This window comes from Parasphingorhabdus marina DSM 22363, assembly GCF_900128895.1.
GTDB lineage: Bacteria > Pseudomonadota > Alphaproteobacteria > Sphingomonadales > Sphingomonadaceae > Parasphingorhabdus > Parasphingorhabdus marina.
Window position 1 is genome coordinate 1,331,164 of the sequence record NZ_FSQW01000002.1, and the last position, 21,781, is coordinate 1,352,944.

Below are 21,781 nucleotides of genomic sequence, written 5' to 3' on the forward strand. Positions count from 1 at the left end.
GGGCAATTTTGACTAGGAGTGCCGATATGTGGAAATACGCTACCCCCCTCGTGATTACCTCCAGCCTGGTTCTGGCCGGTTGCGGACAGAAACCGCCCGAAGAACTGCCACCGGCACCGGTGGGCACCGCACCTGAGGCTCCTCCACCCGCACCTGCTGGCCCCGGCTATGCGCCCGGCTCACAGGGTGATTTCCTCGCCAATACCATGTCCGACCGGATTCTGTTTGATACCGACCGCTTCAATGTGGATTCCCAGGATCAGGTGATATTGCAAAGCCAGGCCCAGTGGCTGGCACAGCATCCCAATGCCCGGATCACGATTGAAGGCCATGCCGACGAGCGCGGGACACGCGATTACAACCTGGCGCTGGGAGAGCGCCGGGCCAATGCCGCGAAAAATTATCTCGCGTCGCTGGGTGTCAGCCCATCCCGCATGACCACGGTCAGCTATGGCAAGGAGCGCCCCGAAGCACTCGGATCGAATGAAGCGGCCTGGGCCCAGAATCGCCGCGCCGTCAGCGTGGTTGTCCGCTAGCCGGTCCTCGCCGCAAACAGAAATCAAAAAGGGCCGCTACCCATTGGGATAGCGGCCCTTTTTATATCCGCCCGGTTGGACGGATAACTCAAACGGTTTTTTATTTCTTGGTGCCGGTCATCGCCATTTCACCAAAAGCACCGGCATTCACCGAACCGGTCAGAACACCGTCTTCGATCGTGGCCTTGCCTTCCAGCTTCATCGGCATCGGCACGGTCATATTCATGACCCAGGTCAGCTCATTGCCGTTGATCTTGCCTTCTTCCAGCTCCATCGAACCCATCGAACCTTCATTGGTACCGGTAAAGGTATCGCCATCGGTTGTAATCGTTACCACCGACGCCTGGTCACCCATGGGGGATTTGGTGATGCAATCATATGAACCATCAATCGACATAATATTCTCCTTTTAAATTCATAGCCCTGAGCCGGCGATCAATCTCCTGCGACTGCCGAATCATCTGAACTGTCCGCCTTACTAACATCCGTGTCACTAGCTTCATAGCCACGATATTCGATCGGCATGTTCAGCGCCTCCAGCTGCGATTTGATCTTGTCCGCATCGCCGACAATCACCCAGGTGAACTTGTCCGGATCGATAGCGTCAGCCATAGCCTGGTTGAGATCATCAGCGGTCAGCGCCTTGTAGCGGTCCGCAACGGTTTCAGCATAGTTGAGCGGGCGCTGGAACAGCACGTCATTCTGGATCTGGCCCAATACCCGGGTCGACCGTTCGAACTGGCCGGGTAACTGGCGGACATTGCCATTGACCGTGCGTTCCAGCTCGGCCGGGGTCACGCCATTTTCGCCCAGAAAACCCTTCACCTGTTCCATCATCGCGGCAACAGCCGGGCCGGTCTGGTTGGTCTGGACCGGGGCCCGCATGATATAGGGAACACGGCCCTCGCCGCGCAACACGGTGTTGCGGGTGCCATAACTCCAGCCCTTGGTTTCGCGCAGGTCCATGTTGATCCGCGACAGGAAATTGCCGCCCAGGATCTCGTTGGCAGCATTCAGCTTCAGCAGATCATCCGTTCCATTGGCGGGTGTCACCTGCCCTGCCAGAATTACCGATTGCGGAGAATTGGCCCGGTGAATCACGACAATCCGGCCCTGCTGATCCGGAATCGGCGCATCGAAATTCTTGGTCGGTGCGGCCGAAGGTGCCTGCCAGGTGCCAAACCGGGCTTCCAGCTTTTCCACCAGCGCGGCGCGGTCGATATCGCCCACGGCGAAGATCTCGGCATTGCCGGCATGCATCCAGCTGGAATGAAAGTTCACCAGATCTTCACGCGTGATCGATGCCACCGACTCTTTCGTGCCATTGCCCGACAGTCCGCGGCCATAGGGATGGTTCTCACCGAAGATCAGCGGTGGCAGGCTGTTCGTCGCGATACTGCGCGGATTGCTTTCCTCGCGATCGATGGCGGTCAGTTGCTGTACCCGGATCCGTTCGATCTCATCGGAATTGAAGGCCGGGTTTTTGACGATGTCCGCGAGCAGATCCAGCGACGCATCCAGATTGGGATTGACCGCGCTCAGACTGACACGGGTCCGGTCCCGGCCCCCGCCGACACTGATGCTCGCTCCCAGCCGTTCCTGCTGTTCGGCAATCTGGACGGAATTCAGACTGGTTGTGCCTTCTTCCATCATCGCCGAAACAAAATTCTGCAGACCGACTTTCGTTTTCGGGTCCGCAGTGGATCCCGCGTTGAACGAGATCGAAACCCGGGTCATCGGGACCGCATCGCGTTTCGCGAAATAGAGCTTGATCCCGTTGGACAGGGTCGTTTCCTCGACATCGGGAAAGTCCACATTGGGCACTTCACCAACGTCCGGCAGCCGGGATCGATCCGGAGCAGACAGCGCATCTGGCTGATCGCCCTGCATGAAAAAGGCGGGTGCTGTCAGTGTGCCGGTACGGCCGCCTTCGCCTGAAGCCACTTCATCATAGGCTTCCCGCTCACCAGGTACCACGCGAATGCCAACCACGGGCCGGGTCAGCCATTTCTGCATGGCCTTCGTCACCGCCTCAGGCGTGGCAGATGCCAGCCGAGACAGCTCTTTCTTGTAGTGCCCGGGATCGTCGGAATAGAGTTCACCCTCGGCCAGAGCCACCGCCTTGCCGGAGAAACCGCCCACCTGTTCCAGACCGGCAATACGCGCGGCCGCATCGCGGGTCGCGACGCGCTGCACTTCATCGACCGTCGGTCCGGTCTGAATGAAGTCCGCGATAATCTCGTCCAGTCGCTTGGCGACGGCATCGGCATCTTCGCCCGGCTTCACGTCAGCCTGGATATTGACAAGACTGCCGTGGACGAAGGGGATGACATAAGCGGATACCGCCACCGCATTCTTCTCCTGACGCACCATGATATTGTCGAGGCGTGAACTGGCAAGACCACCGAGAACGGTCATCCCGACATCCAGCGGCGTGTAATCGGGATCATTGAGACCCGGCACGATCCAGTTGCGGTAAATCCGCGTCGTTGCGACCTTGTCCTTCATCACGTCATAGACCGGCGCATCCAGCGTCGGCAGTTCGGGGGAGAGTTGCGGAATTGGCTTGCCACGGGGGATGGCGCCAAACCATTTCTCGACCAGCGGCTGCGCTGCGGCCGCATCAATATCTCCGGCCAGCACCAATATGGCGTTATTCGGACCATAATGATCGGTGAACCAGGTCTTCATGTCCTCGAGCGAAGCCGCCTCGAGATCTTCCAGCGATCCGATCGTGCTGTGGCCGTATGGATGCGGATCGGGAAACAGCAATTCGGTCTGGCGATAGCTGACCAGTCCATAGGGCCGGTTGTCACCCTGTCGCTTTTCGTTGGAGACCACACCAATCTGGTTGTCCAGTTTTTCCTGGGTCACGGCACCGAGCAGATAGCCCATGCGGTCGCTTTCCAGAAACAGGGCGACTTCCAGCGCAGATTTCGGAACAGTCTGAAAATAATTGGTCCGGTCCAGCCAGGTCGTGCCGTTCAGGTCTGTCGCTCCAATCTGGCGCAGCGGTTCAAAGAAATCCCCCGGAGCATTTTCCGAACCATTGAACATGATATGCTCGAACAGATGGGCATATCCGGTTTTGCCTTTCGGCTCATGTTTGGATCCCACGCCATACCAGATTGAAACCGCGACGATCGGTGCCTTGCGGTCGGTGTGCACCAGCACCTTCAATCCATTGTCGAGCGTGAACTCTTCATAGGGAATGTTGACCGCGTCGACGAGCTCGCTGACGGGGGCTGGTTTCGGAGATGCGTGTTTGTCGGCAAAGGCCGGTGCAGATACGGTCAGTGCGGTCGCAGCAAGGGCCGCACCCAGGGACCGTGAAACAGAAAAGCCGGAAAAGCGTGACATGGGAATCGTCCTCTCGATAGGGGTCTTGTTATGTGCTTACTATGGCCATGCGCGCGAAAGGCGCAAGGCCGGATTGGGTCTTCGACCAACCGTCAACAAGGGTCGACAAACGACATGAAGAAGGAACGCGCTATTTGCTCTTCCAGCCCCAGAACAGATGGCAGGGCAGGATATTCCAGAGCGAGTATCCATTGTCGATCTGATCGAAATGCGGCGCCATGTAATCGCGCGCCTTTTTGACAAATTGATAGACCAGAAACGCGCCGCCGGGGCGGATAACGTCATAGGTCTCTTTCGCGATTTTCGGCCCCAGCTGATCTGGCAGTGTGGAAAAGGGGAGTCCGGACAGGACATAGTCCGCTTTTTCGTGACCCAGATCGCGGATGATCTGCTGCACGTCGGCAGCGGAACCGTGAACGGCGTAAAACCGGCTGTCACCAATGGTCTTGCGCAGATAATCGATAAAATCCGGATTGAGGTCGATGACAACCAGCGTCGCGTCGGGCTTCATGCGTTCCAGAACCGGGCGACAGAATGTTCCAACCCCCGGCCCGTATTCGACAAACAGATCGCATTTGTCCCAGTGAACCGGCTCCAGCATCTTTGTAACCGTGGCCGCCGAGGAGGGGATGATCGAACCGACCATGACCGGATGCTTCAGGAAGCCTTTGAAAAATACCCCCCATGCGCCAAACAGTCTCTGCAATCTTTGCCGGACCCGGCTGACAAATGGTGTCTTGGCTATGCTGTTGTTCAATTCGTTCCTCCGGTTTCCGGTGTCCTGTTAGAGTATCACAGCGTCATGTTCAAACATGTTCGCACTTGTTCGCGACCAGCGGTGGCGTTATTCGGCGCCATGACCGTTTTTACCAAAGGAACCATCGCTGTCATTTTCTGTGCGCGGCGCACGGATGCGGACGATAGCGGTTACGCAGACGCTGCTGACAGGATGGAGAAACTGGCCGCCTTGCAGTCCGGATATCGCGGTATCGATCACGCAAGAAATGCCGACGGGTCGGGAATCACGATCAGCTATTGGGCAACGGATGATGATGCCAAAGCCTGGCGCGACAACCCCGAACATGCCGCTATCCGCGAAACCGGACGGGGCAAATGGTACAGCAGCTACAGTCTGCATGTGGCCAGAGTGGAACGTAGCTATGATTGGGAAAAATAGCATGCCATAGGACGGCCATGGCCGATTCTCCCGATCCCTCCCTGGCAACACCGGCGCGTCGCACCATCGACAATACGCGAATGGCCGTGCTGTTTTCGGTGATGCTGGTGACCGCGTCCGGGAATACGGCCATGCAGTCGGTCCTGCCAACGATCGGGACCCAGTTGCACATTCCCGATTTCTGGGTCAGCGCCGCGTTCAGCTGGTCGGCGCTATTGTGGGTCTATACCGCCCCCAAATGGGCGAGAATGTCCGACCATCGCGGGCGAAAGGCGCTGATGCGTCTGGGCATGATCGGCTTTACCGCTTCCTTTGCCCTGGCCGGACTCGCGCTGTTTCTGGGCCTTCTGGGATGGTATAGCGCGCTGTGGACGTTCATTTTGTTTGCCGCCTTCCGCAGCCTTTATGGCGGTCTCGGTTCAGCGGCCCCGCCCGCGGTTCAGGCCTATGTCGCGGCCCGTACGGCGCGTGCGGACCGGACCAAGGCCCTGTCGCTGATATCTTCTTCCTTTGGTCTCGGCACGATTGTCGGCCCGGCAATCGCACCAATCCTGATCCTGCCTTTCTTTGGTCTGTCCAGTCCGATGTTCGCCTTTGCCGCCATCGGTATCGTCGTGATGATCGCGCTGGCGCTGAAGCTGCCCAATGACAATCCCGGATTTGAAGCAAGGGGCGTGATCACCTCCGAGCCCTACAGTTCGGCGCCATCTTCCGGCAGTCTCAAGGACAGTGACGGCGACGAGGAACAGCATGCCGTACCCGGCGCTGCCCGGGAAGGTCGGGAATTGCCGCCGCGCATGAAATGGAGCGATGAGCGGATCAAGCCGTGGCTGATTACCGGCATTCTCGGCGGCAATGCCCATGCCATTGTACTTGGCGTCATCGGGTTTCTGGTGCTCGACCGGCTCGGTCTGCGCAATGATCCCGCCACGGGGATCGAGATGACCGGCATCGTGCTGATGTCCGGCGCCGCGGCGACCCTGCTCGCGCAATGGGGTCTGATTCCATTGCTGCAGATGGGCCCGCGGTCCTCGGTATTGTGGGGCATGCTGATGGCCGCGCTCGGCTGTTTCATCATTGGCCTGTCCGACGATCTGTATGGAATCATCCTCGGCTTTGCGATTGGATCACTGGGCTTTGGCCTGTTCCGCCCCGGTTTCACCGCCGGTGCCTCACTGGCCGTGAAGAGATCGGAACAAAATGGCGTGGCCGGCATTGTCGCGTCGGTCAACGGTGTGGCGTTTATCGCCTCGCCCGCACTGGGGGTCCTGCTCTACACCTATGGCGGTGCCCTGCCCTTCTGGCTCGCGCTTACCATGTGCGTGTTCATCTTTGGCTGGGGATACAAGACGCTGCGCCTCGATGACACGTCGCTGCAATCCCGCTAATACTCTTTTTGCCCCCGCGCCCTAATGCTTGCTGTCGCGCTCCGGCGTCAGCATGCCGGGGGCGACAAATCCGATCGGTTCGGCGCGCATCGCACTTTGCTTGAGCGATGCTTCCATCTTGGAATATTCTTCCTCCATTTCCGGTGTCACCGAAGCGCGGCTGTCTTTCAGCGCCTTTTCGAAATGCTTCATTCCCACGGTCTCGACCAGCCCGCCATGTTCGCGCAACGCATAGAGGCCGGCCCGGCGCACCAGATCCTCGAGATCAGCACCCGAATAGCGTTCCGTCCGCTCGGCAATGTCGTCAAGATCGACATCTTTGGCGATCGGCATTTTCGAGGTGTGGATCGCGAGGATGCGGCGCCGTCCATCCTTGCCGGGAACCGACACATAGACCAGCTCGTCAAAACGGCCCGGTCGCAAAAGTGCCGGGTCCACCAGACCGGGGCGATTCGTGGCACCGATCAGGATGACCGACTGCATTTCCTCCAGCCCGTCCATCTCGGCGAGAATCGTATTCACCACCCGCTCCGTCACCTGCGGCTCGCCCATTCCGCGGCCCCGGGCGGGGACCAGACTGTCGATCTCGTCGATGAAAAGGATCGTCGGGGCCACTTGCCGGGCACGGGCGAACAGGCGGGCAATCTGCTGCTCGCTTTCGCCATACCATTTGGACAGCAGGTCACTCGACTTGGTCGCGATGAAATTGGCATCCGCTTCACGCGCGGCCGCCTTGGCCAGCAGGGTCTTGCCCGTTCCCGGGGGACCATAAAGGAGGAACCCCTTGGCCGGGCGAATGCCCAGCTTGGTAAAGGCTTCGGGATTTTTCATCGGCAGTTCAATGCCTTCCTTGAGGCGCATCTGCGCGTCATCCAGTCCGCCAATATCCTCCCAGCGCACATCGGGAGCCTGGACCATCACCTCGCGCATCGCAGATGGCTGCACGCGCTTGAGTGCCTCGACAAAGTCATTGCGCTGCACGACCAGTTCATCAAGCACTTCCGGCGGAACGGTTTCCGACTCCAGATCGAGCTTTGGCATGATTCGCCGCACGGCTTCAATCGCAGCCTCCCGCGTCAGCGCCGCCAGATCGGCACCGACAAACCCGTAGGTTGTACGGGCCAGCTCGTGCAGGTCCACTGCGCTTTCGAGTGGCATCCCGCGCGTGTGGATCCCCAGTATCTCGCGGCGGCCGCGCGCGTCGGGCACGCCGACGATGATCTCGCGGTCAAAACGGCCGGGGCGGCGCAGCGCTTCGTCAATGGCTTCCGGCCGGTTGGTGGCGGCAATCACCACCAGATTGAGCCGGGATTCCAGACCATCCATCAGGGTCAGCAATTGCGCGACCAGCCGCTTCTCGGTTTCGCCCTGGACCTCGCCCCGCTTGGGCGCGATGGAGTCGATTTCATCAATAAACAGGATCGAGGGGGCCGACTTGGTCGCAGCCTCAAAGACTTCGCGCAGCTTTTTCTCGGATTCGCCATAGGTCGACCCCATGATCTCCGGGCCGTTGATCAGAAAGAATTCGGCATCGCTTTCATTGGCGACGGCCCGGGCCAGGCGGGTCTTTCCGGTGCCTGGCGGGCCATGGAGCAGCACCCCGCGTGGCGGATCGACACCGAGCCGCGTGAACAGCTGCGGATAGCGGAGCGGCAGCTCGACCATCTCGCGCAGCTGATCGATTGTCTCATGCAAGCCGCCAATGTCATCATAGGTGACATCTGCCCGGCGATGCTCGGTCGATTCCTCATATTCCGGCCGGAGTTCCACCTCGGTATTCTCGTCGATATGGACAAAACCCTTCGGCGTGGTGGACACAACGGTGAGCCGTATCTGCTGCAGCGAAAAGGCCGGGGCGGCGAGCATCTGTCGCAATTGCGGCGGCATGTCGCTGCGATCCACCTGTTGCTGGCCATGGGTCGCGACAAAATCACCGGCATTCAGTGGCCGTCCCATGAAGCTGCGCTTGAGACCATTACCGCTGCCGTGCAGTCGCAGGTCTTTCTGGGCTGGTGCGAAGACCACTTTTTTCGCCGGCTTCGATTCGACCTTGCGGATTTCGACGAAATCGCCGGACCCGACTCCGGCATTGGCGCGTTGCAACCCGTCCAGCCGGACAAAATCCAGTCCTTCATCTTCTGGATAGGGCAAAACCGCCCGTGCGGGAGTCGCCTGCTTGCCGCAAATCTCGATAACCTCGCCTTCCACAAGACCCAGCGTTGCCATATTGTCTCGCGACAAGCGGGCCAGACCACGCCCGCTGTCTTCCGATCGCGCATTGGCGACCTGGAGCCGAAGCATGTTCGGGTCCTTGTCGTCGTCCTTTTTTTTGTCCGGGGAGTCAGAATTGTCAGACATCAGGCGATTCTCCTGCCGCTTACCTATTATCAACTAGATAGGGTCGATGCGGCCAATATGCGACTCTCAATATCGCAATCGCAGCACTGGTCCCGCGACTTCGATACCGGGCAAGCTGAAAAAACCAAAAAAAAGGCCAGCCCCGAAGGACTGGCCTGAAAAGTTTTTAGGAGAGGATGCCTGAAAGGCCCGTCCTAATTGGGCCAGAATCGCTTATGTTGCAAGTGCGAAATAGACATTGATAGTTGCATGATTTGCAACCAATATAGTTCAATATGGCGGATTTCCGCCATTATCCACAGAATCTATGAAGTTTTGCATTGCACAATCCGAAATTGGCGCCAATATGCGTTGCATCATGAGACGCCTTCCTCCCCTTCGCGCGCTCGAAGCCTTTATTCGCGTGGCCAGGCTCGGGTCTTCCAAAGCTGCAGCAGCTGAGCTGGCGCTGTCCGCACCGGCCCTGAGTCGGCGGATCAAGTCGCTGGAAGACCATATCGGCAAGCCGCTGTTCGAACGCCGTAATCAGGCGATGATTCTGAACGAGGACGGCCAGACGCTGCTGGATGCGGTCGCACCGGCGATCGAAACAATCGGCGAAGCGGTCGACCAGATGACGGTCAGCGGTGGCGATCTCCGGCTGCGCCTCGGCGTGTTGCCGCTGTTCGGGGCGACTCGACTTCTTCCCCGGCTGCCAGAGCTGCGCCAGCTGTTTCCAAAGCTTCATATCGATGTCGATACATCCAGCCATGCGGAGAACATGCTGGGCGATGTGATCGATGCGGCGATCATCATCGCTGATCATGTCGACCCCAATCTTTACAGTGTGAAACTGGATTCGAACAAGGTCTACGCCATCGCTTCAACCGAGCTGACTGAGGGCCCGAACGCCATCCGGTCGCCGGAAGATCTGAAGCATCACAATATTCTGGTCCACAGCGACATGACGCGCGCCTTTGAACAGTGGAAAGACGCAGTCGGCCTGCCGGATCTGGAACCGGCCAGCGTCGATCATCTCAACAGCGGACCGCTGATGCTCGAAGCCGCAGCTCAGGGGCTCGGCGTGGCGATCATGCATGGCGGGCATTTTTCCGATGCCAATGACCCCCGCCTCGCCCGGCTGTTCGACCATGATGTCGACAGTCCCTACAGCTACTGGTTTGTGTGCCGGAAGCGAGACAAGAAAAACCGCGCCGTCCGGATATTCCATGACTGGGTGATCAAGGCCGGCCTCTAATCGGGCTTGCGATCAGGCCTCAAGATCCGGATCAGCATCAAGCCCTTCGTCCAGCTGCACCCCGAAACTGTTGAGCATCATCGACACCTGGGTGTACTGGCCGACCGTCATCACCAGATCCATGCGCTGTTTCTCGGTGAGTTCAGACAGACCGGACCACGTCGCATCCGTCACAAAACTGTCGGCAGTCAGCTCGTCCACCGCCTTGAGCAGGGCGCGATCCAGCGCTGTCCAGCCATCGGCTTCCGGCCCCTGCTTGATGCGCTCTATCTCTTCATCGCTCAGCCCGGCCTCTTTGCCGATCCGGACATGCTGCGCCCATTCATATCCCGATTTCCAGTTATAGCCCGTCCGCAAGATCACCAGTTCCCGCTCGCGCGGCGGCAGGTCATTATGGTCGGACAGGATATAACCGCCCCAGGCGAGAAACGCCTTGCTCGCCCGCGGCGCTCGCATCAGCGTTCGGAAAATGTTGTAGATCGGGCCGACCGGAAAGGTTTTGCGGATATTGCCGGACTGTCCGGAATCCAGTTCGGCATCGGAAAGGGGTTCTATCCTCGGGACTTTCAGGCGCATGACGGAAACTCCTTTTTGCAGATCTCAAGATCAGGGAATGTCATTCCTCCGTCCTGCGTGTGAAGCGAAACATGCGGCCGCGCTTGCCATGTATGAAAACCAGTTTGTCTTCGGTGACGGATGACATGATGTAGCAGGTCTTTTCCCCGGATTCCTTTACAACAAAGGCCTCGCCGTCGGGGTCCGCGCTTCCGGTGCTGCAGTCTTTCACAAATACCGCCGGCCCGCGGCTTGTCTCGACCGCTTTTTCAAAGCGCACGAATTCATGGCCGGAAATTTCCAGCTCGCGATCCGTGTTTTCTTCGGAGACCCAGCGTCCCCGCAGTTCGGCTATCGCACCGGTGTCCGAAGCGGGCGGGTTTTCGAACAGCGAATCCGGATAGAGTTCCGGCTCCGCTTCAGGACCGCTGCAGGAGGCAAGCAGGGTGGTTGCGATGATCCCGAGACCGTATCGATATACCTGCATGGCCTGCCTCCCCTTTGGCGCCTGATCCGTTGGCGTTTATCCCAGCGTAACCGACTTGATCGTGCCAGGCTGCGCCGGTGGCTCGCCCTTGGGCAGGGCATCGACGGCGTCCATGCCGCTGGTGACTTCACCCCAGACCGTATACTGGCCATCGAGGAACGTCGCGTCGTCCAGGCAGATGAAAAACTGGCTGTTGGCACTGTTCGGATCCATGGTCCGGGCCATGGAACAGACGCCGCGCACATGGGGTTCCTGAGAGAATTCGGCGGGAATGTCGGGCTTGTCCGAACCGGACATGCCGGTACCGGTCGGATCACCGCCCTGCGCCATGAATCCGTCAATCACGCGGTGGAAAACAACCCCGTCGTAAAAACCTTCCGACGCCAGTTCGGTAATCCGCTCGACATGGCCGGGAGCCAGATCCGGACGGAGCTTGATTTCAACATCGCCGGTATCGAGGTGGAAGGTCATTTTTTCATGCGCCATGGGCTGTTCCTTGTTCTGAGATATAGTGTCGTTGCAGGGCATATAGGTGCAGGCGCACGAAAAATCACCCGCTGCTTTCGATAAATGTCACAAAACATTGCATTCTGGCCATTACTGCTACTAGACAGCAATCGTGCGGCGGTTCGGTATGCCGCTCTGAGGCGGGGAGCATCGACATGAGCGAGCCAGGCAACACTCCCGAAGACCGCGAAGCAGACGCCGCTCCCCAGAGCCTTGACGAAGATAACCGGCTGACCGACGAATTTGTCCGCTCGGTTTCAGATGCTGTCGATCAGGCCGATCCCAATCTCGCCCAGGAACTGGTCAACCCGCTACACAACGCCGATATTGCCGATCTCTTCGAACTGGTCGACGAAGACGAGCGCGCCCCGCTGGCCGCCGCCCTGGGCGATCTGGTCAGCGCGGATGTGCTTGCGGAAATGAACGAGCACGTCCGGGAAGATCTGATCGAAATACTCGAGCCCGGGCAGATTGCGGATCTGACCGAACAGCTCGAGACCGATGACGCCGTTGCGATTATCGAAGATCTCAAGGAAGGCGAACAGAAAGCCGTTCTGGCCGAACTGGATGCCGAAGATCGCGCGGTCATCGAAACCGCCCTGACCTATCCGGAAGAAACCGCCGGCCGGATCATGCAGCGCGATCTGGTGGCAGTGCCGGAACATATGAATGTCGGGCAGCTGATCGACTATCTGCGCGAACATGATGATCTGACCACCGAATTCTGGGAAATTTTCGTCGTTGATCCGGCGCACAAGCCGGTCGGCACCTGCCAGCTGAGCTGGATCCTGCGCACACCCCGCGACATCGCCGTCAGCGACGTGATGAAACGGGAGCAAACACTGGTCCCGGCCGACATGGACCAGGAAGAGGTCGCCCTGCGGTTCCAGAAATATAATCTGATCTCCGCCGCCGTGGTCGACGAGGATGGCCGGCTGATCGGCATGATCACCGTCGATGACATTCTCCATATCGTCGAAGACGAAGCCAGCGAGGACGTGCTGCTGCTGTCCGGTGCCGGCGAAGGGGACATCAATGAACCGATCCGGGAAAGCTATCGGGCGCGCGTCCGCTGGCTGATCGCCAATCTTGCGACCGCGCTGCTCGCCAGCTTCGTGATTTCCATTTTTGGCGCTGCCATCGAACAGATGGTGGCACTGGCGATTCTGATGCCGATCGTCGCCTCGATCGGCGGCAACGCCGGAACCCAGACGATGGCGGTTTCCGTCCGGGCTCTCGCGATGAATGAACTCACCCGGTCCAATACCCGGCGAATTATCGGCCGCGAATTCCGCATTGCCCTGCTCAACGGTGGCACGGTGGCGGTACTGGTCGGGATCGGCACGGCACTGATCTTCGCCAATCCGATGCTGGGCGGGGTGATCGCGGCCGCGATGCTGGTCAACATCGTCATTGCCGGCTTTGCAGGGATATTCGTCCCGGTCATGCTTGACCGCCTCCATCAGGATCCGGCGCTGGCCTCTTCGGTCTTTGTCACCATGATCACCGATACGATGGGCTTCCTCGCCTTTCTCGGTTTCGCGGTCGCCAGCGGTCTGGTTGGACTCTAGCTTTCCGTCGGACTGCGAAAGACGGAAATGAAATTGCCAATGTCAATGAAGACCCGGTCGCGTGCATCTGCACCGATCATTTCGCACAACAGACGGTCAAAAGCGGACCATCTGAAGCAAGGTGATTTCGTCCGCCGTTGTGTGCCGGCAGCAATTGCGACCCAGATGAAAATTGTCCGGCCAGGCCTCACCGATTGTTTCCAGAACGAGCAGAAATCGTGTCACGGCAAGGCCGGTTCCCAGGCGCTCTTTCAGAACCGGCGCCGGATCCCGCTGCAGCTTCTGACACATCACCGCATGACGGAGCGCCAGTATGATCCGTGCCTCGGCCCCGGAAAGCGACAACAATTCCGGCAGCGGGGCACCCAGCTGTGCGATTTGGGCAGACCAGACTTTCATAACAGGCTTCTCCTCCGGATGATTCGAAGTCATATTATGATATTGATAATCATTTGCAACAATAAATATAGGGGAACTTGCACGCAGCTGTTCTTCCCGGAAAAACTGGCAGAATCTAGCGGATAGCGACGGGATTGATCACCGCCTGAACCGACCCTGCAAATCGGGGCTGGCCCAGCACGAACATGAATTCCCAGGCCTTGTCCCGGGCCAGGTCTGCCGTATTCATCGTCTCCAGAATGTAGACCCCGTAATGTGCGAGCAGCATGGCATGGACGGGAAACAGGTTTCCATCCGTTCCAAAGTCCATGGTTTCGAGAGCCGCACTGTCGGCACCAACCGCCACGACCCCCAGCTCTGCCAGATATTTCGCCCCATCCGCGTTGATCCCCGGTTGCTGCCCGATATACACGGCTGGGTCTTCGTCGGCCTTGGACAGCCAGCCGGTATGAAAGAGCACGACATCGCCCTTGCCTATTGTCACACCCTGCGCCTTGGCCGCCGCCTGAATCTCCGCACTGCCAAAGGACGCCATCGGCGCAAGCTGCGCGACACCGCGATGTGCCGCGATATCGATCAGCACGCCACGCGTGACGATCGGCGGCACATGTTCGGTGCCCAGTTTCTTCAGTCCTTTGGGATCGAAAATCTCTTCGGCGGTAATCCCGTTATAATGCACCTTGTCCACACCGATATGTCCCAGGCCATCCAGTTGTGATCCGATTCCGACATGGCTGACCAGACGATCGTCATGACCGGTCACCTTGTTCGCGCCGCCTTCTGGGATCGGGAAAACCTCAATGTCAAACGCCCGCCCCGGGTAAGCGGGTGAGTTCCGGCCGGTGATCACGCCGAGTGGATAGGTCTTTCCGGTCTTCACCAGCTTCGAGGCGGCGAGCACTCCTTCGAGGCTCAGATTATTGGCAGCCCCGATCGTGTCGTCCGGTCCATGGGGGGATTTGGCGTGATCCTCTGCTGCCACCGGCGCTGCCATTGCCAGCAGACCGAATGCCGCCACCGTCATCCTGATCAGTCTCATTGGTCATCCTCTCGCTTGTGTTCCCGCATATCATTCACCCGTTGGCTGGTGCGCGCAAGTCTGATCGATGCTTGACTATGACGGTCACTCCCCACACATGAATGCCATGCCGCTTCACATGACCAAGATTGCCTTTCGCAGCGAAAGCCCGGCCACTCTCCGCCGGTGGCTGGAATCGCATGCCGGCAATGCCGCCACCAATGGCGAAGCCCGGCTGACCACCCGCTACAAGCCCAAGCGCTTCACGGAAATGGCCGGAGGTTCCCTCTACTGGATTCACCAGAAAAAGATTGTCGGGCGCAGTCCGATCATCGGATTCCAGGACAATGGCGAAGGCCGGCAATGGATCCGGCTCGAACCGAAACTGATTGCGGTTCAGACCATCCCGCGCCGGGCACATCAGGGCTGGCGCTATCTGGAGGACAAGGACGCCCCGCCCGATCTCGGTGATGGAGCAGAAGGGGCGGAGGACATGCCGGCGGAGATGCTCGGGGAACTCTCGAAACTCGGGCTGGTCTGACCGAACGACAATGGCCGTTAACAGTTCACTCCTTGCCTGTATCAATCAGGGATTGCCAGAGCACAATGGCCCGAAATCCGGCTTAAGGTCTTCTCAAAACCAGGAAATGTCTTAAACAGAAGCCCGAAACAAATTTCCGGGTGACTTGCAATAGGCACAGCCCGGAAGAACAGAGAGACAGATCATGCCTGCCCTGCAACACCGCGCCGCGCATTTCATCCTGAAGAATCTCGGCATGTTCAACCGAAGCTATACCGAAGAGGCCTTTGGCCGGCGCTTTGTGATTCCGATCATAAACGGCCGGAAAACCTATGTGTCCGAACCGTGGATGGCGCAGATGATTGCCCACCTGTTCAGGCAAAAGCCCGGCGCATTCATGGATGTTGGTGTCAATCTCGGGCAAACAATGCTCAAGGTCGCCGCGGCCGATCCCGAGCGGGAATATCTGGGCTTCGAACCCAATCCGGCCTGCGCCGACTATGCCCAGACACTGATCACCGCCAACAATTTTCCCTATGCCGTGGTCCCGGCCGGACTCAGCGTGCATACCGATATTCTCCAGCTGCAGATTTACCGTAACGAGGATACCGATCCATCGGCCAGCCTTGTCGAGGGCTTTCGCGAAGGCGCCATCGCCACCAAGCCGGTGGTCACCGTTGGCCTGGATGATTTGCCGGAAGGCCTGCTTCCCAAACAGGTGGCAATCGTCAAGATCGATGTCGAAGGCGGCGAAGCCTATGTGATCGAGGGCATCAGGTCCCTGCTCGCGGAACAGCGCCCGCATGTGCTGGTCGAAATCCTGCCCGCCTACAATGCCGACAATAGCCCGCGTCTCGAACAGCAGAAAAAGATCGAAGCCTGTCTGACCGACGCCAACTATGTCATGTTCCGCATTCGCAGGCACAGTGACGAAACGCTGTCAACGATTGAGCGGATTTCGGAAATCGGCATTCACGGCGATCTGGCGCTGGCGGATTATCTGATGGTCCCGGCAGAGGAAGCCGACAGGGTTGAAGCCAGCTTTTCCTAACCGGTTTGCAGGTCAATCCAGTGCCGCAGCAGGTCATGCGCGATCGCAAAAGGTGGCGGTGCGATAAAGGGGGCGTCCGGATCACCGGCCATCGCCGACTGAACCTCAGCCAGAGAAAACCAGCCCGCTTCCTCGATTTCTTCTTCATCCAGCGTCAGTGTCGGATCGTCGGTGATGCTGGTGCAGGCGATCATCAGCGATGAAGGAAACGGCCAGGGCTGGCTGGCGACATAACGTACGTCCCTGACCTTGATCCCGGCTTCTTCCCACAGCTCTCTGCGGACTCCACCTTCAATGCTCTCGCCCGGTTCGATAAAGCCGGCCAGTGCTGAAAAACGTTTGACCGGAAACCGCGGCTGGCGGCCGAGCAGCACCTTGCCTTCACATTCCGACAACATGATCGCCACCGGATCGGTGCGGGGAAAATGCTCCGCGCCACAGCCGTCCTTTTCCGGGTCACACAATCTTGCCCAACCGCCCTTTCGGGATTCGGTCGGTTTGCCACATTGCGCGCAAAACCGGTGGCGTGCATGCCAGTCGACCAGGCTGCGCGCCGTCGCGTAGACGGCGGCCTGTTCGGGTGGCAACCCGCCCAGTGCCTGCCAAAGCCGGGGATCGGCAGCCGGCCCCGCGTTGCCCGCCCCGTTCAGCTCCGCAAAACAGGGCGTATCCCCGTCCATGCCAAGCAACAGCAGATCATTGTCGGGGGAAGCTTCATAAGCCGCACCCCAGGCCAGATTGCCATGGTCATCAAAGACCGGATTGAGCCCATCGAGCCTGAGCAACCGCGCATTGGGCCGCATCATCGCATCGCGGAGACGGTCCGGATTGACCCGCACCTGATCGGCACGGTCCATGGTGCCGCCGGCAAAGGCGGGGGTGATCTGACTGATGTGGTCGCTCAAGGGCTTGTTTTTCCTTCAACCGCCGCTGCCCCGAGCAGGTCGGCATAGACATATTTCGGAAAATCGGACTGGAACGGATAGCTGTTCGACGGAATATACTGCGTATATCCCCCAGCACGGAACCCGTTTTTGGTGTCGACAAAGGCCGAAGTACCCGCTGCACCACCCCAGCCAAAGGTCCCGGCCGGGCTGGCTTCCGTGCCGAGACCAGCGCGGCCGCCCGCACCAAAGCCCTGTTTGGCGACCCAGGTGCCGCTGAGATCTGCGGTCTCGGGCAACAGGTTTGACATGCCAAGCCTGGCGGTTTCAGGTTTCATCACCTGCTCATCACCGAACCGTCCGAAACCGAGCAACATCTGCAGGAATTTGTCATAATCTGCTGCGGTCCCGACCAGGCCGGTGCTTCCGAATGCAAAAGCGGGGGCATCGAGGTAGATGCTTGTCGCACCGGGGTCGATCGGGATCAGCGAACCGGCAAAGGGAGCGTAATTGTCGGCCAGATCGCCGGCCCTGTCTGCCGGCACCTTGTAGAACGTGTCGTTCATGCCAAGCGGTCCGAACATGCGCTCCTGCAGGAACTGGTCCAGCGGCTTGCCGGACACTTTCTCGATCACCGCACTCAACACATCATGGCTCAGCGAATAGCTCCATTTGGAACCGGGCTGATAGACCAGCGGCAATTCGCCGAGGCGTTCGATAAACGTGGCCAGATCGGGAGTCGGAGAGCCCGGATCAACGCCCGGGATCGGATTGCGGCTGACCCGGCCCGGCGTCAGTCCCGCCTTGAGATAGGCTTTCTGAATCGGGCCCTTGGACACGATCGTGTAACCCAGTCCGGCGGTGTGCGTCTGCAGCTGGCGGATGGTGACCGACCCCTTGGCGGCGACAGTATTTTCGACCGGGCCTTCGGGATCCACCAGAACCTGCATGTCCTTGAATGCGGGCAGGATTTCCGAAACCGGCTGGTCAAGATCGATATCGCCATCTTCGATCAACATCATGGTGGCCATGCCGGTTACCGGCTTGGTCTGCGAATACATGCGCCACAGCGTGTCGTTGAGGCCGACAGGCTTCTCGCCACCAAGTGTCAGCGTGCCGGCAGAAATGACCGTCGGCGCTTCGTTGCGATAGCCGATCGCCGCGAGCATGCCAGCGACTTTCTTCTGCTCGACATAGTCGTTGATGATCCTGGTCAGGCCGGAGAATGTCGGCCGGTTCTGCACCATTGTGCGCGCGAGCGCCGCGGTGGACTGGCCGCCAAGCAGGGCAGTGACGCCAAGGGCTCCGAGGACTGAACGCCGATCAAATGCCGGACCGTTAAGGGGGGTGACTTTCATTGCAGTTCCTTCTCTGTCTTCTTTTTTCTTTTCATTGCCCAGCTTGCAGACTTTGCAAACAACGTGGGAAGCCCGGCTTCTGGCAACTGGGCCAGCGGCCACCAGACTGGCGCATGCCCGACTTGCTCAGCCAGGTCCACCAATCTGCTTTCATCACTGTTAATAGCGATTTTGTCGCCATGATAAACCGCCAAATCGACTTCAAGCGAAAAATGCGTGAAGCTGTGCTGAACAACATTCTCGTGAATCTGCCAGTTTCCCTGGAATGGCGCTTGCCCGTGACCATTTCTTTGCGCGGCCCAGTTGTCATCCGGCAGCGCGCGCATTCCCGCCAGCATGCCTTTGCCGGGACGCGTGACCAGCAGTATATTGCCGGCACTCTCGATCCAGAAAAACCGGCCTGTCCGGACCGGTTTGGCCTTTTTCGGTGGTTTGACCGGGAACTCTTCCATCTTGCCCGTGGCATGCGCCCGACAATGGCTGCGTACCGGGCAGATTGCGCATTTGGGAGATCGCGCCGAACAGACGGATGCCCCAATATCCATACAGGCCTGGGCGAAATCTCCGGCGCCATCTTCCGGCGTCAGATCATCCATCGCGGCGCGAATGGCTTTCTTGCCAGCTGGCAGCGGTGTTGAAATGGCATGGAGCCGGGCGACCAGCCGCTCGATATTGGCATCGACCACAACCGCCCGCTGGCCAAAGGCGATCGCCGCAATCGCAGCGGCCGTATAGGGTCCAATTCCGGGAAGCTCCAACAGTTCAGACTCTGTCTGAGGAAAAATTCCATCCCGTTTTTCCGTAACATAGGTCGCACATTTGAACAGGTTTCTCGCTCGCGCATAATATCCGAGCCCGGCCCAGGCGGCGAGAATGTCGCTCTCCCTTGCAGCTGCCATGTCAGTGACCGTCGGCCAGCGCCGGATGAAGGTTTCGAAATACCCTATCACGGCCGCAACCGTGGTTTGCTGGAGCATGATTTCGGACAACCAGACATGATAGGGATCCGGCCGTTCACCTGCCTGCGACCGGTGCGGCGGCACCCGCCAGGGCAGCTGCCGTGCGTTATCCACATAATGTGCACTGATTTTGGCGGCGATTTCTGCCGCTTCGCCTGTTATTTTGTCGACGCCCATGGGGCTCCTATGCCATGATCTCTGGCGATGGCGAAGGAAAATGGAACGCGCAGTGGCAACACTGGAGATGCTGGCAAAAGCAAGCGACCGCCCCGTAGTGCTGCGCCCCGAAAATACAACAAGTTCCAGCGGCCTCGCGGCGGAGAGGCACGAAGCATTTCCGACCTGATGCCGGAAATAGGACGCGCCGCCTTTCGCCGCTTCGGCTTTATCCAGAGCTCGGTCGTCAGTCGATGGCCCGAAATCGTCGGAGAACGCTATGCGGACGTCTCGCTTCCCGAATCAATCCGCTTTCCCCGCGGGGAGAAAGAAGGCGGGACGCTGCATTTGCTCGTATCCGGCGCACACGCGACATTGATGCAACATATTACACCCGAAATAATCGAGCGCGTGAACCGGTTTTTCGGATATGGCGCGATCAGTCAGGTGCGATTCAGGCAGGGCGTCGTAACCCCGCCAAAACAAAGGGAAAAACGGGTTGCACCACCCCCCTCGCTCAAACCGGCGCCGATCGAATTGGGCGAGAGCTTGCGGGATATTGGTGACCCGGAATTGAACAGGGTGCTGGAATCACTGGCAACGGGTATTGCCAAGTCGGAAGAGGCTCCGCAAATAGGGATCAAAATCGCCGGAAAAGTTGGCGGTTCGGACAAGCCGGCGCGGTCAAAAACCGGGCCAAACGGCAAAGAGGACATGGAATGAAATTTGCAGCAGCGTTTTTTGCGGCAATTTGCGGGACAGCCCTCGCAATATCTTCGCCGGTCAAGGCCCAGTCTTCGGATAGCAAATCGGCCTGGTCGGATCGCGTAACGGTCTCGGCAGAAGGTGGCCATGTCATGGGCAACCCTATCGCCAAATTCCGGCTGACCGAATATATGAGCTATGCCTGCCCTCGCTGTGGACAGTTTGAGAAAGACTCCCATGTGCCGCTCAAGGCCAATTATGTGGATCGCGGACATGTCAGCTTTGAAGTCCGTCATCTGATATTGAACGGCATTGACATGGCGGCTGCGCTGATGGCGCGATGTGGAACCCGTGATCGCTTTTTTGGCAACCACAATGCCCTGCTCGGCAACCAGATCACCATGCTCAACAGATTCGATGCGCTCGACATCAAGGCAAAGGCAGCCACGCGCGAAGGCACGGTCAGCGAAAGGCTGATCAAGACTGCGCAAGGCGCCGGCCTTTTCGAATTCATGCAGGGTCGGGGATATGGCAGGGCCGAGCTCGTCGCCTGCCTCAGCAACAAAGAAGAACAGCAAATCCTGACCGCGATGACCAATAATGCCATTGAACTGGTCAAGCCCGAGCGGGCGCAAACGCCCACTTTTACTCTCAATGGCAAATATATCGGCAATGTCCGCGACTGGGCGCCGCTGGAGGCCGGCCTGAGCCGTTTGCCACAATGACCAGCCAAACAGACAAGATATCCATTTCACGACGGGAACGAACACATCATGCGTAAAATTCTGACACTTTCTGCTGCCGCTATGGCTCTGAGTCTGGCCGCCTGCAGCGATAATGAAGATGCCACAGCCAATGGCGCAGTATCCAGCGAGCCGATCGCGGCGATCGCAGCGCCGTCCGGACAAAAATGGTCCGAGATGGTGACCGAAACCGAGGCTGGCGGTTATGTCATGGGCAATCCCGACGCGCCGATCAAGCTGGTTGAATTCATGTCTATCACCTGCTCGCACTGCAAGGATTTCGGTGAACAGGCATTTGATGCCATCCGCGACGAATATGTGGAGTCCGGCCGGGTCAGTTTTGAAGTGCGCAATTATGTGCGTGATCCGCTGGACCTGACTTCTGCCATATTGTCGCGCTGCGGCGGTCCCGGACCGTTTTTTGCCCTGACAAAGCAGGCTCTCAGCAATCAGGGGCCAATGTTCGAAAAAGCCCAGGCCATGGGCGAATCCACCTATAGCTCAGTTCTCCAGTCACCCGCGGATGTCCGGTTTGTCCGCCTGGCAGAAGAGCTGGATCTGATCAGCTATTTCCAGCAACGCGGTATTTCCGAAGATCAGGCCAGAGCCTGCCTGAGCGACACGGCAGCAGCGGAAAAACTGATTGCAGATACGGAAAAGGCGACCGAGGATTACAACATTCCCGGCACGCCGACATTCTTGATCAATGGCACGATGATCCAGGGCACCAACTGGCCCATCGTGGAAACCAAATTGCAGGAAGCGGGCGCGCGATAACCACGTGCGTTCGGACGATACAGCCGGGGGGCATC

General features: G+C 58.8%; 22 protein-coding genes. 10 read left to right on the plus strand and 12 right to left on the minus strand.

The genetic code is table 11. From position 1 onward, the window contains the following. Positions 1-26: 26 nt before the first annotated feature. Positions 27-536, plus strand: a complete 510-nt coding sequence (pal, locus tag BUQ90_RS16110) for a peptidoglycan-associated lipoprotein Pal (RefSeq protein ID WP_074206121.1) — start codon at positions 27-29, stop codon at positions 534-536. A 100-nt stretch (positions 537-636) separates the two neighbouring features. Here the strand turns inward: pal and BUQ90_RS16115 are convergent, their stop codons facing one another. The 3 genes from BUQ90_RS16115 to BUQ90_RS16125 form a co-directional block, all read right to left on the minus strand. Beyond that, positions 637-933 (minus strand): hypothetical protein, encoded by a 297-nt coding sequence (locus BUQ90_RS16115; protein ID WP_074206122.1) that lies wholly within the window; start codon positions 931-933, stop codon positions 637-639. Between the two features lie 38 nt (positions 934-971). Then, positions 972-3,896 (minus strand): M16 family metallopeptidase, encoded by a 2,925-nt coding sequence (locus tag BUQ90_RS16120; RefSeq protein ID WP_074206123.1) that lies wholly within the window; start codon positions 3,894-3,896, stop codon positions 972-974. A gap of 130 nt (positions 3,897-4,026) precedes the next feature. Then, on the minus strand, positions 4,027-4,653 hold the full coding sequence (locus BUQ90_RS16125; RefSeq protein WP_074206124.1) for a class I SAM-dependent methyltransferase: 627 nt from the start codon (positions 4,651-4,653) through the stop codon (positions 4,027-4,029). Between the two features lie 99 nt (positions 4,654-4,752). On the opposite strand from BUQ90_RS16125, the gene BUQ90_RS16130 reads away from it, so the two are divergent. Then, complete coding sequence (locus BUQ90_RS16130; protein WP_074206500.1) at positions 4,753-5,073, plus strand: antibiotic biosynthesis monooxygenase family protein; 321 nt, start codon at positions 4,753-4,755, stop codon at positions 5,071-5,073. Positions 5,074-5,090: 17 nt separating this feature from the next. Continuing rightward, on the plus strand, positions 5,091-6,461 hold the full coding sequence (locus BUQ90_RS16135) for an MFS transporter (protein WP_074206125.1): 1,371 nt from the start codon (positions 5,091-5,093) through the stop codon (positions 6,459-6,461). A gap of 21 nt (positions 6,462-6,482) precedes the next feature. On the opposite strand, the gene BUQ90_RS16140 is transcribed toward BUQ90_RS16135, so the two are convergent. Next, a complete protein-coding gene (locus BUQ90_RS16140) occupies positions 6,483-8,762 on the minus strand; it encodes a CDC48 family AAA ATPase (RefSeq protein WP_074206501.1) in 2,280 nt (759 codons plus the stop codon). 415 nt (positions 8,763-9,177) lie between these two features. Between BUQ90_RS16140 and BUQ90_RS16145 the strand changes: the two genes are divergently transcribed. Further along, positions 9,178-10,056 carry a LysR substrate-binding domain-containing protein gene (locus BUQ90_RS16145; RefSeq protein WP_074206502.1) on the plus strand — a complete coding sequence of 293 codons (879 nt, stop codon included), beginning with the start codon at positions 9,178-9,180 and terminating at the stop codon, positions 10,054-10,056. 12 nt (positions 10,057-10,068) lie between these two features. On the opposite strand, the gene BUQ90_RS16150 is transcribed toward BUQ90_RS16145, so the two are convergent. Genes BUQ90_RS16150 through BUQ90_RS16160 form a run of 3 tightly spaced genes read right to left on the minus strand, consistent with a single transcriptional unit; the run spans position 10,069 to position 11,584 of the window. Further along, entirely contained in the window at positions 10,069-10,632 is a 564-nt protein-coding gene (locus tag BUQ90_RS16150) for a carboxymuconolactone decarboxylase family protein (protein WP_074206126.1), read from the minus strand. Between the two features lie 40 nt (positions 10,633-10,672). Then, on the minus strand, positions 10,673-11,098 hold the full coding sequence (locus BUQ90_RS16155; protein ID WP_074206127.1) for a hypothetical protein: 426 nt from the start codon (positions 11,096-11,098) through the stop codon (positions 10,673-10,675). A gap of 36 nt (positions 11,099-11,134) precedes the next feature. Further along, the gene (locus BUQ90_RS16160) at positions 11,135-11,584 is read right to left on the minus strand and encodes a peptidylprolyl isomerase (protein ID WP_074206128.1); all 450 of its coding nucleotides are present in this window, start codon (positions 11,582-11,584) and stop codon (positions 11,135-11,137) included. A 176-nt stretch (positions 11,585-11,760) separates the two neighbouring features. Here BUQ90_RS16160 and mgtE point away from each other — a divergent pair, with 176 nt between their 5' ends. Beyond that, positions 11,761-13,176 (plus strand): magnesium transporter, encoded by a 1,416-nt coding sequence (gene mgtE, locus BUQ90_RS16165; protein WP_074206129.1) that lies wholly within the window; start codon positions 11,761-11,763, stop codon positions 13,174-13,176. Between the two features lie 96 nt (positions 13,177-13,272). On the opposite strand, the gene BUQ90_RS16170 is transcribed toward mgtE, so the two are convergent. Both BUQ90_RS16170 and BUQ90_RS16175 read right to left on the minus strand, forming a co-directional pair. Next, positions 13,273-13,575: a hypothetical protein gene (locus BUQ90_RS16170; RefSeq protein ID WP_074206130.1), complete on the minus strand. Its 303-nt coding sequence runs from the start codon at positions 13,573-13,575 to the stop codon at positions 13,273-13,275. A 115-nt stretch (positions 13,576-13,690) separates the two neighbouring features. Beyond that, positions 13,691-14,614, minus strand: coding sequence for a cyclase family protein (locus BUQ90_RS16175; protein ID WP_074206131.1), 924 nt, complete (start codon positions 14,612-14,614; stop codon positions 13,691-13,693). Between the two features lie 106 nt (positions 14,615-14,720). Here BUQ90_RS16175 and BUQ90_RS16180 point away from each other — a divergent pair, with 106 nt between their 5' ends. Beyond that, positions 14,721-15,134 (plus strand): DUF1489 family protein, encoded by a 414-nt coding sequence (locus tag BUQ90_RS16180; RefSeq protein WP_074206503.1) that lies wholly within the window; start codon positions 14,721-14,723, stop codon positions 15,132-15,134. A 184-nt stretch (positions 15,135-15,318) separates the two neighbouring features. Next, complete coding sequence (locus tag BUQ90_RS16185) at positions 15,319-16,164, plus strand: FkbM family methyltransferase (protein ID WP_074206132.1); 846 nt, start codon at positions 15,319-15,321, stop codon at positions 16,162-16,164. On the opposite strand, the gene nudC is transcribed toward BUQ90_RS16185, so the two are convergent. The 3 genes from nudC to BUQ90_RS16200 are packed head-to-tail and all read right to left on the minus strand — an operon-like array spanning position 16,161 to position 19,542. Further along, positions 16,161-17,069, minus strand: coding sequence for an NAD(+) diphosphatase (nudC, locus tag BUQ90_RS16190; RefSeq protein WP_338044546.1), 909 nt, complete (start codon positions 17,067-17,069; stop codon positions 16,161-16,163). The two genes, BUQ90_RS16185 and nudC, sit on opposite strands and share 4 nt — an antisense overlap. After that, positions 17,066-18,406: a serine hydrolase domain-containing protein gene (locus BUQ90_RS16195; RefSeq protein WP_074206133.1), complete on the minus strand. Its 1,341-nt coding sequence runs from the start codon at positions 18,404-18,406 to the stop codon at positions 17,066-17,068. Before BUQ90_RS16195 ends, nudC begins: the two co-directional genes overlap by 4 nt. Beyond that, positions 18,403-19,542 (minus strand): A/G-specific adenine glycosylase, encoded by a 1,140-nt coding sequence (locus BUQ90_RS16200; protein WP_074206134.1) that lies wholly within the window; start codon positions 19,540-19,542, stop codon positions 18,403-18,405. The genes BUQ90_RS16195 and BUQ90_RS16200 overlap by 4 nt, the downstream gene beginning before the upstream one ends. A gap of 27 nt (positions 19,543-19,569) precedes the next feature. Between BUQ90_RS16200 and BUQ90_RS16205 the strand changes: the two genes are divergently transcribed. From BUQ90_RS16205 to BUQ90_RS16215, 3 genes are read left to right on the plus strand one after another with little or no spacing between them, the layout of a single operon-like run. Beyond that, positions 19,570-20,244, plus strand: coding sequence for a DUF721 domain-containing protein (locus tag BUQ90_RS16205; RefSeq protein WP_084192751.1), 675 nt, complete (start codon positions 19,570-19,572; stop codon positions 20,242-20,244). Next, the gene (locus tag BUQ90_RS16210; protein ID WP_074206136.1) at positions 20,241-20,951 is read left to right on the plus strand and encodes a DsbA family protein; all 711 of its coding nucleotides are present in this window, start codon (positions 20,241-20,243) and stop codon (positions 20,949-20,951) included. Before BUQ90_RS16205 ends, BUQ90_RS16210 begins: the two co-directional genes overlap by 4 nt. Before the next feature lie 48 nt (positions 20,952-20,999). Continuing rightward, the gene (locus BUQ90_RS16215; protein ID WP_074206137.1) at positions 21,000-21,746 is read left to right on the plus strand and encodes a thioredoxin domain-containing protein; all 747 of its coding nucleotides are present in this window, start codon (positions 21,000-21,002) and stop codon (positions 21,744-21,746) included. Positions 21,747-21,781 lie beyond the last annotated feature (35 nt).

Coding starts and splice junctions, on each gene's coding strand:
- pal (WP_074206121.1), top strand. CDS start 27: ATGTGGAAATACGCTACCCCCCTCGTGATTACCTCCAGCCTGGTTCTG.
- BUQ90_RS16115 (WP_074206122.1), bottom strand. CDS start 933: ATGTCGATTGATGGTTCATATGATTGCATCACCAAATCCCCCATGGGT.
- BUQ90_RS16120 (WP_074206123.1), bottom strand. CDS start 3,896: ATGTCACGCTTTTCCGGCTTTTCTGTTTCACGGTCCCTGGGTGCGGCC.
- BUQ90_RS16130 (WP_074206500.1), top strand. CDS start 4,753: ATGACCGTTTTTACCAAAGGAACCATCGCTGTCATTTTCTGTGCGCGG.
- BUQ90_RS16135 (WP_074206125.1), top strand. CDS start 5,091: ATGGCCGATTCTCCCGATCCCTCCCTGGCAACACCGGCGCGTCGCACC.
- BUQ90_RS16140 (WP_074206501.1), bottom strand. CDS start 8,762: ATGCTTCGGCTCCAGGTCGCCAATGCGCGATCGGAAGACAGCGGGCGT.
- BUQ90_RS16145 (WP_074206502.1), top strand. CDS start 9,178: ATGAGACGCCTTCCTCCCCTTCGCGCGCTCGAAGCCTTTATTCGCGTG.
- BUQ90_RS16150 (WP_074206126.1), bottom strand. CDS start 10,632: ATGCGCCTGAAAGTCCCGAGGATAGAACCCCTTTCCGATGCCGAACTG.
- BUQ90_RS16155 (WP_074206127.1), bottom strand. CDS start 11,098: ATGCAGGTATATCGATACGGTCTCGGGATCATCGCAACCACCCTGCTT.
- BUQ90_RS16160 (WP_074206128.1), bottom strand. CDS start 11,584: ATGGCGCATGAAAAAATGACCTTCCACCTCGATACCGGCGATGTTGAA.
- mgtE (WP_074206129.1), top strand. CDS start 11,761: ATGAGCGAGCCAGGCAACACTCCCGAAGACCGCGAAGCAGACGCCGCT.
- BUQ90_RS16170 (WP_074206130.1), bottom strand. CDS start 13,575: ATGAAAGTCTGGTCTGCCCAAATCGCACAGCTGGGTGCCCCGCTGCCG.
- BUQ90_RS16175 (WP_074206131.1), bottom strand. CDS start 14,614: ATGAGACTGATCAGGATGACGGTGGCGGCATTCGGTCTGCTGGCAATG.
- BUQ90_RS16180 (WP_074206503.1), top strand. CDS start 14,721: ATGCCGCTTCACATGACCAAGATTGCCTTTCGCAGCGAAAGCCCGGCC.
- BUQ90_RS16185 (WP_074206132.1), top strand. CDS start 15,319: ATGCCTGCCCTGCAACACCGCGCCGCGCATTTCATCCTGAAGAATCTC.
- BUQ90_RS16195 (WP_074206133.1), bottom strand. CDS start 18,406: ATGAAAGTCACCCCCCTTAACGGTCCGGCATTTGATCGGCGTTCAGTC.
- BUQ90_RS16200 (WP_074206134.1), bottom strand. CDS start 19,542: ATGGGCGTCGACAAAATAACAGGCGAAGCGGCAGAAATCGCCGCCAAA.
- BUQ90_RS16205 (WP_084192751.1), top strand. CDS start 19,570: ATGGCGAAGGAAAATGGAACGCGCAGTGGCAACACTGGAGATGCTGGC.
- BUQ90_RS16210 (WP_074206136.1), top strand. CDS start 20,241: ATGAAATTTGCAGCAGCGTTTTTTGCGGCAATTTGCGGGACAGCCCTC.
- BUQ90_RS16215 (WP_074206137.1), top strand. CDS start 21,000: ATGCGTAAAATTCTGACACTTTCTGCTGCCGCTATGGCTCTGAGTCTG.